Source organism: Betaproteobacteria bacterium, assembly GCA_009377585.1.
Classification (GTDB): Bacteria; Pseudomonadota; Gammaproteobacteria; order Burkholderiales; family WYBJ01; genus WYBJ01.
Map to the genome: position 1 here is coordinate 17,489 of WHTS01000038.1, position 15,607 is coordinate 33,095.

11 protein-coding genes are annotated in these 15,607 nt (G+C 65.8%); 2 read left to right on the forward strand and 9 right to left on the reverse strand.

Annotated features, from left to right (window positions below; translation table 11 throughout):
• Window positions 1-203: 203 nt before the first annotated feature.
• Window positions 204-1,298 carry a hypothetical protein gene (locus GEV05_14080; protein ID MPZ44501.1) on the reverse strand — a complete coding sequence of 365 codons (1,095 nt, stop codon included), beginning with the start codon at window positions 1,296-1,298 and terminating at the stop codon, window positions 204-206.
• A gap of 295 nt (window positions 1,299-1,593) precedes the next feature.
• Between GEV05_14080 and GEV05_14085 the strand changes: the two genes are divergently transcribed.
• On the forward strand, window positions 1,594-2,379 hold the full coding sequence (locus GEV05_14085) for a SpoIIE family protein phosphatase (protein ID MPZ44502.1): 786 nt from the start codon (window positions 1,594-1,596) through the stop codon (window positions 2,377-2,379).
• Between the two features lie 78 nt (window positions 2,380-2,457).
• On the opposite strand, the gene GEV05_14090 is transcribed toward GEV05_14085, so the two are convergent.
• The 6 genes from GEV05_14090 to GEV05_14115 all read right to left on the reverse strand — a co-directional run bounded on the left by GEV05_14090 (window position 2,458) and on the right by GEV05_14115 (window position 9,363).
• Window positions 2,458-3,087 (reverse strand): YbhB/YbcL family Raf kinase inhibitor-like protein, encoded by a 630-nt coding sequence (locus GEV05_14090; protein ID MPZ44503.1) that lies wholly within the window; start codon window positions 3,085-3,087, stop codon window positions 2,458-2,460.
• A 90-nt stretch (window positions 3,088-3,177) separates the two neighbouring features.
• Entirely contained in the window at window positions 3,178-4,290 is a 1,113-nt protein-coding gene (locus GEV05_14095; protein MPZ44504.1) for an aminopeptidase, read from the reverse strand.
• The gene (locus GEV05_14100; GenBank protein ID MPZ44505.1) at window positions 4,281-5,009 is read right to left on the reverse strand and encodes an alpha/beta fold hydrolase; all 729 of its coding nucleotides are present in this window, start codon (window positions 5,007-5,009) and stop codon (window positions 4,281-4,283) included. The genes GEV05_14095 and GEV05_14100 overlap by 10 nt, the downstream gene beginning before the upstream one ends.
• Window positions 5,010-5,225: 216 nt before the next feature.
• A complete protein-coding gene (locus GEV05_14105; protein MPZ44506.1) occupies window positions 5,226-5,468 on the reverse strand; it encodes a hypothetical protein in 243 nt (80 codons plus the stop codon).
• A 79-nt stretch (window positions 5,469-5,547) separates the two neighbouring features.
• Window positions 5,548-5,886 carry a hypothetical protein gene (locus GEV05_14110; GenBank protein MPZ44507.1) on the reverse strand — a complete coding sequence of 113 codons (339 nt, stop codon included), beginning with the start codon at window positions 5,884-5,886 and terminating at the stop codon, window positions 5,548-5,550.
• A 348-nt stretch (window positions 5,887-6,234) separates the two neighbouring features.
• Entirely contained in the window at window positions 6,235-9,363 is a 3,129-nt protein-coding gene (locus tag GEV05_14115) for an AAA family ATPase (protein ID MPZ44508.1), read from the reverse strand.
• Between GEV05_14115 and GEV05_14120 the strand changes: the two genes are divergently transcribed.
• On the forward strand, window positions 9,362-10,801 hold the full coding sequence (locus tag GEV05_14120) for a hypothetical protein (GenBank protein ID MPZ44509.1): 1,440 nt from the start codon (window positions 9,362-9,364) through the stop codon (window positions 10,799-10,801). The genes GEV05_14115 and GEV05_14120 overlap by 2 nt on opposite strands.
• Here the strand turns inward: GEV05_14120 and GEV05_14125 are convergent.
• Both GEV05_14125 and GEV05_14130 read right to left on the reverse strand, forming a co-directional pair.
• Window positions 10,795-14,202, reverse strand: a complete 3,408-nt coding sequence (locus tag GEV05_14125) for a hypothetical protein (protein MPZ44510.1) — start codon at window positions 14,200-14,202, stop codon at window positions 10,795-10,797. The two genes, GEV05_14120 and GEV05_14125, sit on opposite strands and share 7 nt — an antisense overlap.
• Window positions 14,199-15,527, reverse strand: coding sequence for a cytochrome P450 (locus GEV05_14130; protein MPZ44511.1), 1,329 nt, complete (start codon window positions 15,525-15,527; stop codon window positions 14,199-14,201). Before GEV05_14130 ends, GEV05_14125 begins: the two co-directional genes overlap by 4 nt.
• Between the last annotated feature and the right edge of the window lie 80 nt (window positions 15,528-15,607).

Sequence of the window (15,607 nt, forward strand, 5' to 3'; positions counted from 1 at the left end):
GCCGTTCGGCCGGCGTGAACCATGGTTCGCGAATTCCCGGCCTCACCCCCCGACCCCTCTCCCGAAGGGAGAGAGGAGCAAGAAACGCTCGCACCGTGGCGGCTCACGGCAGGACGAAGCGGATCCAGGAACCTGCCCTCATCCGCGGGCCGCACGACGCTCCCCTCTCCCCCTGGGAGAGGGGCTGAGGGTGAGGGAAAAGCTCATGGCAGGACGAAGCGGATGAACTGCGCCGGCGTCTGCGCGAGACGCTTCAACACCGGCGCGACGGCGCCGGGCGCAAGGCTCTTCAGGTTTTCTGCGATGAACTTGCGATCGCCGTGGTCGTAGCCGCCCTCGCGCCCGATGAGCGCCTGACCGGCAGTCAACGACAGCTCGACGATGCCGGCGTCCTGCAAGGCGTCGGCAAGCTGCCATAGCGTCTCGTCGCGCGTTTCGGCTTGGGTGTCGCGGGCAATGATGTCCCACAACGGGCGCACCGTCTTGCCCAGCACGAGCAGCACGTCGCCGGCGGGCGTTTCATTGCCCTGATACGCACGAATCAGGAGCGGATCGTGCGCGCGCGCCCGGGCGTATGCCGACGCCACTTCGGCCGAGGGCGGAAGATCCGTGTGGATGCTCAGGCGGGCGCGCGGCGGCGGCTTGCGTCCCGCATCGGTGTACTGGCGGGAAGCGGCGGTCAGCGCCAGCTCGTAGTGCGCCAAGGCGTTGGCGGGCCACGCCTCGACGAGCACGCGCAAGCGGGCGGCTGCGGCCGCGGGATTGCCCTCATCGTGCAGCTTGGCGGCCTCGGCCACGCGCTGCGCGCCGCGCTGCACGACCAGCTGCGAATGATCCAGCAATCCGTCGATCGCTTCCAGAATCGGCTTTTCGGTATCCCGCGCCTGGCGCGCGAGCAACAGCACGTAGGCCGCACGGCTTGCCTCGCCCCCGCCGAGCAGCAGCGCGCCATGCCACAGCAGCGTGAAAGCATCACCCGGGGCCTGCTCGAAGTAGGCTCGCCAGAACACGGGGCTGCGCGAGACATGCCGCTCGGCGTCGAGCTTCGGCAGCGGCGCATTCTGCGGCGGCTTGCCGATGGACCCGCCGAGCGAGCGGTATTCCTTCAACCAGGCATGGATGCCGGGAAAACGGCGCGGGTCGCTGCCCGTCATGCCGTGCGCCAGGATGCCGACTGTTTCCCACGCCGCGCGCTGCGCTGCCTGCAGTTCCGGGAACGGTTCGGTCATTGCGCTCCACGCCTGCGCGCCGGCGAGATACAACCACGACATGAGCACGATGTGGGCGAGGCGACGCAAGTGGAGCTCCGCAATGACAGGGCAGCGAATGATCCGTGCTCATCCTTACGGCGTCAATGCCTGCAGGTTGCCGCTTCCCTGCCCGCAACACCGGCAAGACGCCGCGCGCCGCTGGTCGCGAATCGGGACGGGTTGTGGAAGAACATGCCTGCGCCTGCCCTTCGCCAAACGAAGGTCCGAGGCGATGCAACACTGAAAGCCGAAGCGCAACGCGGCCGAAGCCAACGCGCGATCGTGATCTCAGGACGCATCGCCCCTGGTAGTAACATTGCTCAATCTCACACGAGCGTATCCGATGATCGATTCCGCAAGCCTGTGCCTGCGCGTCGCCGCACTGACGCATGTCGGGCTGCGCCGCAGCAGCAACGAGGATTGCATCGCCGTCGGCGGCCGCATCCTGAGCGAGTCGATGGACCAACCGTGGCTGTCGGTGCAAAACCTCGAATCCCCGTGTGCATGCCTGGTGGCCGACGGCATGGGCGGGCATCCCGCGGGCGAAGTCGCGAGCCGGGCGGCGATCGAATCGATGCTCTCGGGCCTCGCCCGCGTTGAGCCCGAAGCCGCGGGCCTGGACGCGCTGCTGCGCGCAACGAACCAGTTCCTGTTCACAGAGATGGCGCGCTGCCCGTCCTGGTACGGCATGGGCACCACACTCGCCGGCATCGTGACCGGCCCCGAGCGCCTGGTCGCGTTCAATGTCGGCGACAGTCGCATCTATCGGATCGAACGAGGCGCCGTGGAGCAAGTGAGCGTCGATGACAGCGAGACGGTCGGCATGGGATTGCTCTTCAGCCGACTGCCCGCGCGCGTGTTGAGCCAATGTCTCGGCGGCTTCCCCGACACGGCCGAGATCGCGCCGCACCTGGTCGAGCTGCCCCTGCTCGAAGGCAGCCGCTATCTCATCTGCAGCGACGGCCTGTACGACATGCTGAGCGACGCGGCGATTTCGCGCTGTCTCGATCCGGACCCGGTTCGAACCGTGGCAGCGCTGTTCGAAGCGGCCATGGACGAAGGCGGCATCGACAACATCTCGATCGTGCTCGCGGGCATCGAACGCGGCGGATTGCACGAACGGTACTGACTCGCCGGCAAGCGGCCGCAAGCGCCGGCGAAGCGCGACGGCGCAGCGACGACGATGGCTTGCGCGCAAAGGCTCGGGCTACACCCTCACGCTCGGATTGAGCGCATAGCTTCCGGTCAGCGCGGCCGAGCCCAGCACGTGCCCCTGGATGGCGTTGAGCACATCCGCGCCCTTGAAGTTGCCCTGCAGCGGACACTTCGCTACGTCCAACGCGTAGAGAGTGAACACGTAGTGATGCACGATCGTATCGTTCCAGGGCGGACACGGGCCGTCGTAGCCGAAATAGTCGCCCTCCATATCCTTGTCGCCGGCGAACCAGGCCGAATAGTCGTTGACGCCCTGACGCGTGCCGCGCGGGCCCGCGGGACCTCCCTTGCCCTTGGGCTGCACGGCATCGGAGAACTCGCCCTTGCGGATCGGACCCGAGGCCGGATCGAGATCGACCAGTATCCAGTGATAGAAGTCCACTCGCGGCAGCGCCGCCGCAATGGTGCGCCCTTCCTGGTTCACGTCGTCGGGCTTGCTCGGCACATCGCGGTCGTGGCAGATCAGCACCAGCGAACGCGTTCCTGCCGGCAGGTCGGACCAGCTCAAATCGGGATTGAGATTTTTCGATAGCGTGACGTGCGTCTTCGCGTCGGGCGCGCAGAACGCGCATTCGACCGGGATCTCCTGGTTGTCGCCAAAGCACGAGCTTACGAGTTTCATTCGCCTGTCTCCTGTGCGCGCGCTGCGACCAGGCCAAGCCTGGCTCAATCGTCGCCGCCGAAAATTATAGTCGACTGCCTGTACATCGCTTCAGGGCGAGGCGGCGCTTTGCTGGTCAGCCGCAGTGAGCTCGGCGTGCCGCCTGAGCGCATTCAGCATGGCCTGGCGTTGCGTCGGCGGCATGGCGGCAAGGCGCCGCGCCTCTTCGTAGAAGCGCGGCAGGTCGCCCCCCGAGCGCTCGAGCAAAGCCTGAAAGGCCGGCACCAGATGGGTGTAGACGGCCACCGAGGCGAGGCTTGCATTGTTCGCGTTCGGGCCGAGCCATCGGTCGTAGCCCTTGAAGCCGCCCCATGATTGCTTGAGCGCCTGGTACTCGGTCTCGAGCTCGGCGAATATCTCGTCCTTCTTCTGCGCCATCTGGCCCGCCGGCAGCCCCGAGTTGTAGAGCCGGTCGAGCCGGCCGCGGTACTTGGAGACGATCGCATAGAAGCTCGCCCGCCGCTCCTGCGAGCGGTCGAAGGCGGCGAGCTCGGCCGCGCTTCCGTGCGCTTGCATCCAGCGGCGCACGCCTTCGCGCTCCACCGTGACCGCAAACGACTCGTTGAACGCGGTGTCGTCCTGCGCGTAGACCACCTGGTGCGCGAGCTCGTGGAAGATCAGCCGGGCGAGCTGCGCCTGAGGATAGTGGATGAAGGTATTGAGCACCGGATCGTTGAAGTAGCCGAGCGTGGAATACGCCGGCACGCCGCCAACGAAGACGTCGTCGCCCTTGCGTTTGAGCTCCGCCGCCGCCGCTTCGGCTTCGGCGCGCGCGAAGTAGCCCTTGTAAGCGACGCAGCCTGCGATCGGAAAACACCACTGGCGCGGGCGCACCGAGTAGGCGTCGGTTGCAAACAGGTTCCAGACGACGTAAGGCCGCTTCAGATCGGCATAGCCGCGGTAGCTGCTGTTGTCCGGCAGGCCGAGCTGGGAAGAAGCGAATTCCCGCACCCGCATGGCATACTCGAGGCGCGCCTTGAGCGCCTTGGGTGCATCGGGATCGGCAATGACGACCTCGATGGGCCGGGTCGCTTGCCACATCTCCGCCTGGCCGCGGAGCGCCTGCATGTAATAGCCCGCCGTATCGCACCCGGCCAGCAGAGCGAGCGCGAGCCATGGGACGAAGCGGCGCAGCGCGCGCGCGATCGAGCCCGTCATCGTGATTCCCGCTTAGGTCCGAGCGGGCAACGCTCGTCCACGGCAAGCGCCGGCTGTGCCTGTCCCGCCGGTTCGAAGCGGCCGTGCAGTAGAAACCGCACGACCAGACGCCCGACACGCTTCGAAAACGCCATGCCGATATGGCTTACCGACAACTCGACGTGCGCGGTCATTCCCGGAACGCGCGTCTCCTGCGCGCGGATGACCCCATCGTGCGGGCGCGGCATGTCGGGCGCGACCAGCGTGCCGAGCCCCACTGCCAGGGTACCGGTGATGACGCCCACTTCGACGCCTTGGGGCGGGCACGGCCTCGTGCCTGCAAGCCACGCCGGAACGGTTCTGCCCAGCATCCAGCGCCCGAACGACCAGCGCGCCAGGCTGCGCGCGGCGTAGCTGTCACCATAGGGGCTTCCCATCATCACGATGCGGCGGACATTGGCGAGCGCGTGCGCCGCCGCGGCATGCAGCGCGATGACACCGCCAAGGCTATGTCCGACGATACACACGCGCGGCGAACCGAGTGCCCGCACGAAGCTCGCCAAGCACCGAGAGTTCTCTTCGAGCCCCATTCGCGCCGAAGCGTAGCCAAAACGCACGCAACGCAGCCCCGCCCGTTCGATCCGCCGCTGCAGCAGAAGCATGACCCAGGCGGGCGTCCACAAGCCTGACAGCAGCACTACGACTGTTTCGTCCGTTTCGTTCACCATGATCCGACGCCTCCGCATACAGGCTCGATCCCCGGCGGATCGAAGGCGCTAACCCGTTAGGCAGCTTTCGCCGCGCACGGTTCGGCGGCAAGCGGCCTACGGAAGGCCTGCGGACGTGCGAAAGCGGCTCAGTTTAGCAGTCTCTCCTCGATCCGCGCTCTGCACCGCAGCGGTCACGCAAACCGTTCGACGTACTTGCCGCTTGCTGCTGAACGCTGTCGGAGGCGGGCAGCTTCAATCCTGATACAGCGGCGCCTGCGACCATGCGAGCGCAGCGTATCCGCCGTTGCCCTCGCCGTCGTACCCCTCTTCATCGATGGGCACGGGATCGTCGTAGTCGGCAAGCCCGCGCAGGAGCATTTCCCGCTCTAGCGCGCCGGTAGTCATCCGCCACAACCGGCGCCGTGCAGATGCCAGTGTCTCTCCGGAATTGACCATTGCCGGTATCAATGTCTCGATCATTTCGTCGCGTGTCATGACGAGCCTCCGAGTCGCTTGCTTATGTCTGGGTGAGCGAGACGGGCCGGCCGCGCCGACGCAGCCGGCTTCCCGCGCGCTAAACAGCCAGTGCGTCGCCGAGTTCGAACGACGCGGGAGCGCGTCGGACGAGCGTCTCGTCCTGGCCGATGCTTGGCTGCACCAAGCCGAGGTGAAAGGCCACCGCGACCGCCTCGAGGCGGGTGGCGACATTCAGGCTGCGCAGGACGCTCGCGACATGGCACTTGACGGTCGCATCGGACAAGCCGAGGCGGCGCCCGATGACCTTGTTCGGCAGGCCCGCGCAAAGCAGCAGCAGGACTTCGCGCTGGCGTGCCGTCAGGTGGATCGGAAAGCCATGGTGACTCGCGGCCGGGCTTTCGCCCCAGGTCCAGTAGAAAATGCTCTTGGTGTTCATTGCCGTCCCCCGTGTCGTCTTGGGAAGGATTCGGTCCTTCCCGGTCCGTCGCTGTTAACTCCCACTCGGGAACTTTCCAGGACGAGCGAACGATAGAGGGTACAAACTGCCGCGTCGGTGTGTTTTGACACCTGCGCTGCGGCAGCCGACCCGAGCGTAGCCTCGGCATGTGCACCGCGCGTGGCGGACAAGCGGCGACACCCGCGGTGGCCGGCTCCATGTCGATGAGTCGCGTGAACGCGGCACGCAACCGCGAGTCGGCCGCGAAGGACCCTGGGTGTTTCGCTGCCCGCTGCAGCGCATGCAAGGAATAGCGCGCCCGCTGCTATCGGGCTCGGCGCTTGGAGCTCAGAGCGCTGTCAGAAGCGCCGAGGCTTCGCGATACGCCGCCAGGTCGTGGCCTTCCTGCACCGCCTGATGCGACCGCGCAAGCAGCTCTCGTGCTTGCGCCCGCTCGCCCCTGGAATGCAGTTCGCGCGCGAGGGCGGTAGCCGCCTTGAGCGCTGCCCATTTCGCGTCCTGTCGTGCGGCCAGGGCGAGCGCCGCATGCAGGCTCTCGACGCCTTTGTCGGGTTGGCCGAGCAGGCATTGAAGCTCGCCGCGCAGCCGATACATGTCCGCCAGGTCGTTGCACATCCCGGTCTGGGTGGCCAGCTCGAGCGCCTCCCCGACGAGCTCGAGGGCGCGCGTTTCGCGCCGCAAGCAGTGCTGGGCTTGCGCCAGCCAGAGCAGGAAGCTCGGAATGTAGAGGGTGCTGCTGGTCGCGCGGTAGGCCTCGATGCCGCGCTGAAGCCATTCTTCGGCCGCCGGCGCGTCCCCGGCCGTAAGCAGCGACAGCCCTCTGAAAAGGGTGCCGAACGCAGCGTAGTATGCGATGCGCTGCTCGTCGGCCAAGGCGACCAGCTGAGTGAGGGATGCTTCCGCGCGCTCGGGACGACCCAGGTAGAGCGCCACATAGGTCGCTGCAATCAGGGCATGGGCGATCGAATAGGGTTGGCGCAGACTGCGTGCCTCATCGAGCGCCGCCTCGCAATGCGCCTGCGCCTGGTGCGCGTCGCCAAGGGCGAGAGCGATGTAGGCGAGATAGGCCCGCATCACGACCCTGGGATCGTCGACCGTGAACTTTTCGTACAGTGGCCGGCGGGCCGGGTCGAATAACGCAAGTCCGCGCTCGAGGTGGCGCCGTCCCGCCTCGAATTCGCCCGCGGGAAAGCAAGTCACCCCGCTAAGCCTGCACCCCATCAGCAGCCACAGCGGGTCTGCCCGTTCCTCGCCATTGCGCAACACTGCTGCAGCACGCGCACTAGCTGCAGCCATATCCCCCCGCAACAGCGCGTGCGTCCACTCGCCGTGCAGCACCGCGAGCACTTCGGGTGGGCTGCCGAGCAGCGTGCACAATTCGTGGGCGCGCGAGAATGCCGCGCCCGTGGATGCCTCGGCATAGCCCCGGGTGGCGATCAAGGCCTTGCCGCGCGCCAGCTCGAACTTGAGCTCCAGCGCGTGCCGTTCGGGCGAATCGGGCAACTTCGGCAGCAGTCCGAGACCGCGCTCCAGGCGCGCGATCACTTCCACCATCGCCCATTGCGCCATGGCGCGATAGCCCGCGCTCAACCAGTATTGGACAGCCTTGCCCACCATCCCCGCCTCGCTGCAGTGGTGAGCTACGATCTCGGGATGCGTGGCGAGCGACTCGGGGAAGACGCCTTCCAGGACCGCGGCGATGCGCTCGTGCAGCTTCACGCGCTTGGCGCGCAGCATGGTCTCATACGCAGCATCCTGCACCAGCGCGTGCTTGAAGACGTAACTGGTCTGCGGCGAGGCGCGCGTCTCGATCAGCAGTCCGCTCTGAACGAGCCGATTCACTGCAGTGCGCAATTCCTCTTCGGGCACGTCGGCGACCGCGGCCAGGAGCTCATAGGAAAACTCCCGACCCAAGGCGGCGGCGAGCTCGGCGATCGACCGCGCCGGGCCGAGCCGGTCCAGCCGCGTGAGCAACGAGGCGTGCAGCGGTACCGGGATGGCGGGGTTATGCCGCAGCACCCGCTGCATGAGCCGCTGCGTGCTTTGCTCCTGCACTTCGAGGATGGCCTTCGTCAACTCCTCGATGTATAGGGGTACGCCATCGGTCCGATCGACGACATCCTGGATGACGTCCGCCTGCAAGCGGCCCCGTCCGGCCAGCTGCTCGATCAGAACGGCGCTTTGATCCGGAGGCAGCGGACCGAGCGCGACGGTCGCGACATGGGGTTCACTGCTCCATTGAAGCTCGAGCTCCGGACGCGCGGTGACGATCAGCAGCGCTGGACGGCTTGCAATCAATGCCACCACACGCTGCAGAAGGTCCAGGGTGGTGGCGTCGCTCCAGTGCGCATCCTCGAACACCAGCAGCAGCGGATTCGCTCGCGTAAGCAGATCCAGTTGACGAACCAAGGCGTCTAGCGTGCGCTCCTTGCGTTGCTGCGGAGTCTCCGGCGCAGCCGCTCCCGCGCCCGGAATGCCGAGCAGGCTCGCGAACAGTTCGAGCTCACCCTCGCGCGGCGCCAGCAAGGATTCCCCCAGGCGCTGGAGCTTCACATCGTCCGGATCCTTGCGCTCGATCCGGGTCGAGCGCTGCAGTTGCTGGATGACTGGGTGCAGCGGAGAGTCCTTCAGGTGCGGCGAGCAGAAGTAACGTATCCGCGTGAGCGTCTCGTCCGCCAGGGAATCGAGCAGACTGGCGACCAGGCGCGACTTGCCTACGCCAGCCTCCGCCGACAGCAGCACTACCCGGCCTGCCCCGCCGGCAGCCTCGCGCCACAGATAGGCGAGACGGCTCTGCTCGGCAGCGCGTCCGACGAGCGGGCCGAGCTGACCGGCACGCTGCGCTTCGAATCGGCTCTCGACGAATGCCGGCCCCAGCACGCGCCAGACCTGCATATCAGGCAGGCCCCGCAGGGAGGTCACCCCCAGGTTGGCATAGTCGAACAGGCGGCCGGTCAACCTGCGCGTGCTGTCGTCGATGACCACCTCACCCGGCTGCGCCAAGTGCTGCAAGCGCGACGCGATGTTCGGCGTCTGGCCGGCCGCATGGCGCAGCTCGGTGCCGTTCGCGCCGTCGTCCGCTCCGACGACAACGAGTCCTGTGGCGATGCCGACGCGCACTCGCGGGGCGTAGTCCTCGGCGAGGACCAGCGTCTGCAGCTCTTCGACCAGCTGCAATGCCGCGCGGATAGCGCACTCGGCGTCGTTCTCGTGCGCATACGGGTAGCCGAAGTACACCAGGGTCGCATCTCCAGGGTACTCGGCGACGAAGCCGTCGAAGCTGCGCGCGACCTCGCTCACCCGCCGGGCCACGCGGGAATACACTTCGCGCAGGTCTTCAGGATCGAGTCGCGCCGCGAGCTGGCTCGATTCGACCAGATCGCAGAAGAGTATGGACAGCGGCCGCCGCTCCGCACCTCGCTCGACCTGAGAAATCGGCTGCACCGGCATCTTCATGATCTGGGCCCGAATTCCATCCTCAGCCGGACGGCGGGCAAGGAGCTTATGTGCGCCGCCACCCTGCGCAAGCCACCTGCGATACGCTAGTATGCCATCGGCGTCGCGTCAATGCCATTTCGATGCGCTCGATCCGCCCGCGCGTGGCCGGATCGTATGCAGGAAGCACGGTAACGACGATTCGGTCGATCCAGGGGGAGGTACGATGGAGACCCTACGAATACTCGCGCTGGACGGGGGTGGAACGAGAGCCGGGATCCTGGCGCGTGCACTGGGCAAGATCTATGGGCCGCACATGCGGGGGCGCGAGATCGTCAAGGATTTCCATTACGTTGCCGGCAATTCCGGGGGTAGCATCGTGATGGCCGCCTTGTGCTGCAACTATACGCCCGCCGAGATTGCCGGCTTGTACGCCAGGTCCGAGACGGTGCAGGAAATGTTCAGTCCGCGCTGGACCGCGGGCATACCGTTGTTGAAGTACCTGCGGGGTATCTATTCGACCAACGGCAAGCTGCGCGCGTTGCGGGACAAGCTGGACGCAAAGCAACAGCCGGGCGAGCCGCTGCCTTCGACAATTGCGATCCACGACTGGCCGGAATACCTGGGCGGCACGGTGCAGTTGCTGGTGTGCGCCTATGACTACGATCGCGAACGCGCGTCGTTTTTCCGTTCGAATCGCGCGAGCCGAGCGAAGAGCTCGGCGAAAACCGCGCCGGTGACGCTGCTGCAGGCGGTCCATGCCTCGACCACGCCGCCCAAGTGGTATTACGACAAGCCGGCGCAGTTCGCCGGACGGCGGTTCTGGGACGGTGCGCTGGCGGGCTACAACAACCCGGTTCTGGCCGCCGTGGTAGAGGCGCTTGCGAACGAGCCCGAGCGTGCCGCAGACATTCGGGTGCTCAGTCTGGGCGCGGGAACGTTCCTGCATGCAAACGCGGCCGATGGCGCACGATCGCCGTTCGCAAGGCCGTACGCCGGTACCGGTCTGGTCACTTCGCTGCGCAAAGTGGCGGGCGCCGTGTTTGGCGATCCGCCGGACGTCGCGAGCTTCCACGCGCACGTCATGTTGGGCCAACCGCTCCCGCAGTCCGACCGAAACTCCACGACCGGACACGTCGTGCGGGTGAGCCCGTTCGTGCATCCACACTGGGACGAAGAACGCAACACCTGGATGCCGCCGGACGATCTTTCCGTCCCGGAATTCAGGGCGCTGATGAAGATGCCCCTCGATTCCTCGAAGCAGGTCGACCTGGACCTGATTGCGAAAATGACCGGTCTGTGGCTCGCCGGCGGGATTTCGAATCAACCGATCCGGATCGGCCAGCATATGCGATGCGACATCGGGCACGAAACCTTCTCGGCCGCTTTGCAGCACTGGCAAGCGATCGCTGGAAGCCGGCCCGTGACCCGAGGTCGCCTCGATGCTGAAGCCTATTGAACGGGAAGAGAAGCGATGTAGCGCAGCACCAGTCGGCTAGGCAGGAAGAAGTAACCTCCGCCCAGCGTGTGGACGAAATCCTGGTCGATTTCCAGCTCGACCGGACCGGTCTCCGTAGGCACCGTCAGCTTGCGCGGACCCGTGCCGAGGATGGGATCGACTTCGTTCTCCAGCCCGTGCATGTTCGGGTTCAGCAGCCAGCTTTTCTGTATGAATTCGAACTGCCGTTCGATGTCTGCGTTCAAGCACATGAACAGGAGCCCGCGGTCGCTCGTCTGCGTCCGGCCGTTGCTCACGACGGTGTCCTTTTCATAGGCACGCCCGACGCGCAGGATCCGGTGTCGATTCACGGTGGCGATCTCTTCCTTGGATTTGGCAAAGCGCGTATCGCGCGGGTTGGCGCGGCGCACGTGCGCGCCGAACGGGCAGGCCATGCCGGTGGGATCCTCCACGCCGTGCAGAAAATCGTTGTCAGGCGGCGCCCAAGGGTCGTCCTGGGTCCCGGGTCGGACCGGATAGCGCAGTAGCGAAGTGCCGTCCTTCCAGCGTCCCATCAGCTTGGCCGCCAGGAACTCCTTGATGCGCACCCGCTCGCCATACTTCCATACCGGCCGTTTCGTCGTATGCGGCGTGCTGCCTGCAACCGCGGCGCGCGGTCGGGTCCCGGCGCGCACCTTGACGCTGCGTGGGCCGAGGGCGAGAGAGACGTGGCTGCCTTGCACGCGCAGCCGGCGCATCGTCCGCGCCTGCCAGAGCTCGAACTCGCGCACCTGCTGCTGCAACTGGCGCACGACCAGAAAAGTGCCGTTGAGTCCCAGGTCGCGCCGCCCGGTTGCTTCGAACAGCGACATCTCGGGGCGCTTGCGAAAAGCATCGGTTCCGATGTCGGAAAGGTAGTGGTTGAGATCGTGCTCCGCGCCGATCCAAGGGGTCGGCGAGATGACTTTGAGATTGTCCGGGTAACCCAGGACTATCTCCCCCGGCTCCACGAGATGGTTTTCGTCGTAGCGCTGGTTCCACCGCGGCGCGCCACGGATGATTGGCTGCGATACGCCATCCGCGAAGCCGAAACCCTCGCTCGGCAGGATGCGAGGCCCAGGTTGCTCCGCCGACGCTATGGACTGTGCCGCGTCCGATCCCGACTGGGGGGGCTGCCAGCCCCGCGCGGCCGCTATGGGATGTACCGGGCACGATGCAGACCGTGACCGGGGCCGGGAACCCGGCACAGATGTCGGTGCATTCGCGGGGGCAGCCGCAGGCGCCGACGGAGCATCGGCAGGTCGCGTGGCCGAGGAGGCCTCAACCCGACGCTTGGTCTGCAGTTCCTTCAGCGCGAGCTTCCGGAACGGCAGCAGACCCTGAGAATCCATGAAGAGCTCCTTCTCCAAGGGATCGATCTGCTGGTGCTCGCGGGCGTAGATCAGGACTATGGCATCGGTTGGCTGGGGTTTTTCTGCCGCGCCCGATTCCGGCCGTGCACCGTCACCGACGGGACGCGGGGTACGGGCTCGCCATTCCGGGGTGCCCCATTCCCAGTTCGCGGGAGCATTCGGTCCCAGATCACCCAACGCACGGGCCCGCCATTCCGGCCACATCCCCTGCTGGAACGCAACTGGGAAGGTCGCAAGCGCCTCATCGGGCAGTCCGAGCTTCTTCAGCCCGCTGCACGCGAGCCCGACGACGACGGCCGTTTCCTGCCCCGGGTCCTGAGTGCCATAGGCCGTCCGCGCCGCGACGCGTTCGAGCCACTGCTTCCAGCGCAGATCGTCTTCCCGCAACTCAACGAAGTAGCAAGTGCAATGCGTCAGGTTCGACAACCCGCCGAATACGAGTGTGGGTATCTCCGGAATGTCCAATTGCTCGGCCGGTTTGGGCGCCGAGCCGAACAAGGCAAGCCAGTCGCGGGCATCCGCGTCGGTCAGTGCCGAGGAGATTCCCTGGCGAATTGCGGCGTTGATCCGTATGCGCGCAGGCGTGAGATCCGGATAGGCGGAGTACCAGAACCGCGTCGGGAGCTGCTGGCGGCGAGCCCAGCGCACCAGGCGATCGCGGTCGGTAGCCGCCCCCTTGGAAAAGAGCGATTCGCTGCGCGGAAAGCCAATGCAGTTGCTCCAGATCGCCGTGACCCCGCTCGGCGAATCGGCGATGAAGTCGCCGACGTACGACGGCCAGGTGCCGGAATAATTGGACCAGAACAGGAGCTGATCGGTCCTTGGAATGCGCATCCAGCGCGCGAAGTGGATCACGCCGTTCTTGCCCAGGAACCCCGGTGCGCACACGAAGCGTCCGGCGCCGACGACGATGAATGCGAGCCGAAGAACGACATGGCGAAAGCGGGGGAAATGACGAAAGCGAAGCCGGCCGGGCTTGATGCGCGAAACAGACGCCAGATGGTTCTGCACCGCGCCAGGCTGGTTCTCGTGCAGCATGATCTCGCGCACCGCATCCGCCTTCGGCGTTTCATCCTCCACCGGGTCGGTCAACTCGCGCCGGCGCAACAACCGGTATCCTCGGTAGACCGCGTAAGCCAGTAACCCCGCCATCACGAAAACCGAGAAAGCGGTCCACACGAACGCGAGCCGAATATTCCCGAGTCCCAATACGATCCAGAGATCCACGAGCAGCACGAAACCCGATATCCACAGGGCGTACTTCAAGAAGGTCAGCACGACATCGCGTACGGCCTTGCGGAAATTCGGATTGAAGAACGAGGGCTTGGGATCGGGCTCCGCGGCCAGCAACGGTGCCGGCTCGGCCGCGAAGACCCACTTCGACCCGCGTCCGTGCAGGCCACTTGTCCACAGCCACTCCCGCACTTGATCGAGCCGCCCCCGCGGTGACGCGTTTCCCCATTTCGGTTGGTTGCGCAGGGTTTTGAGCTCATACCCAATCGCACGCGCAAGATCGCGCTCGGCGCAGATGCGCTCCACGGTCATGCCGGGCGATCCGGCGTGGACTTGGCCCAAGGCCAGTCTACCGTTCCACGGTCGTACCCGGCGCGCATCGATGCGCACCGCATACCGGCGCAGAAACGAGCGCAGGCACACGGGATGCACTTCCACCGCGTGCAGTATCTGGGTGATCTGCGGCTCCAGTTTGCCGGCCAGCAGCTCCACCACCTCTTCGGTCCCGCGGTCGGACGAGAATTCGATCAGCAGGTGCGACTTCTCGCGCCGCCGCGGATCGTCGGGTTCTTCCTCTTCCGACGGGCAAATGGGCCCGACCGCGGTGATCGACAGGAAGTGGATGAATCCGCAGCCGTCGAGCGTACGCTTGAAGGCGCTCCCGGCCGGTGTATTGCAATCGGCACAGCCGTCGAGCAGCTCGTTCACGGCGCAGGCACGCTGACCATCCGTATCATCGAACGGGATGACGAAGGTTACGAACGCATGGCGGCTCATCGCGAGGGCTCCTGGAATTCGAGGTAGAGTCGATCCGGAAAATTGCCGCGCCGCTTCAGGCGCCCGTCCTTCGCCGCTCGGCCCACTTTCGCCTGCTGCAGCAGGACCTTGAACGTCTGTGTGAGCTGGGTTTGCGCGATGTACGCGCCGATGCACCAGTGCAGGCCGTGCCCGAAGTGCAGATAGTCCGCTGCCGGACGGCCTGGATTGAAGGACTTCGGTTCGCGCACCGACCGGGGATCGAACATCGCGGCGAACGTCGACGCAAGCACCTTCGAATTCGGCGGTATTGTTTTTGCACGCGGCGTATCGGCGGCGATGGTGAATGCCTTCTTGCAGGTGCGAAATGGGCCCGGATTGATCGGCATGAAGCGCAAGGCCTCCAGCAGACAGCGGTTGAGCAGATCGTCGTCGCCGAGCCGGGCCGCGTGGCATGCCGCGTTCATCGCCTGCTCCTTGCACAGAAGCACCTCGAGAATATGGCCGCCTGCCATGGTATTCGTGGGCACGAACCCCACGATCATCCCGATCAACATGGCGCGCACGACCTCGGGCGCCAATTGCTGGTTTGCAGGGTCTCGATAGGCGAGCAGACGTTCCACGATCTTGTCTCCGTCGGCGTTCGGATGCGCCTTGCCTATCGAGGCATCGACCACGTCGTGCAAGTACGCCGCCGCGGGCGCGATGCGCGGGCCGCGGGCCTCCGGCTTCGCATTGCCCCCGAAGAGGTGCCCGCTCACGTCGATTGCCGCATCGGCGAAGAGTTGGCGATCCGGCATGTCGATCCCGTAATACCTGGCAACGATCTCCAGCGGCACGCCGGTGATCAGCTCCTTGATGGCATTAATACGGTACGGAGGGCGCTCGTGGTTTTTCCTTGCCTCAGCGATGGCAAGGTCGATCTGGGCTCTTGCTTTCTCGGCCGCGTACTTGCCGATCTTCTTCAGATCTTCACGGCGGAAAATCTGCATCAGCACACGCAACTGCTCGCCGTGCGCGTCGCAATCGTCGATGCCGAGCAGGAACGGCTTGCCGCCACCCAGCGCGGTGATCTCGTCGCCGAACGGCACTGCAAAGACGTCCGTGCGGGCCAGTACTTCCGTGACCTCCAAATAGCGCGCGACGACGCGAATGCCGAGCAAATTGGGCACGCGCAGCGCGCGCGCCGGGGCCAGTAGCCACGGCGGCGGCGCCGCAAGGAGGCGCTTGAACCATGGAGCGCTCTTGCGTGCCTCGTCCTTTGGATAGTGTGGAATGCTTCCGGTAGCGGGTGACGATGCGGATCCCGCAGGCGCGGCGCCCGCCCGTTGCATGATGGTGCTCATACGCCCCTCCCTGGCAAACGTGCCCTAACGGTAGCGTCGAATGCCGACCCCGGCATCGGCCGTTCGGCGGATGCGGGACT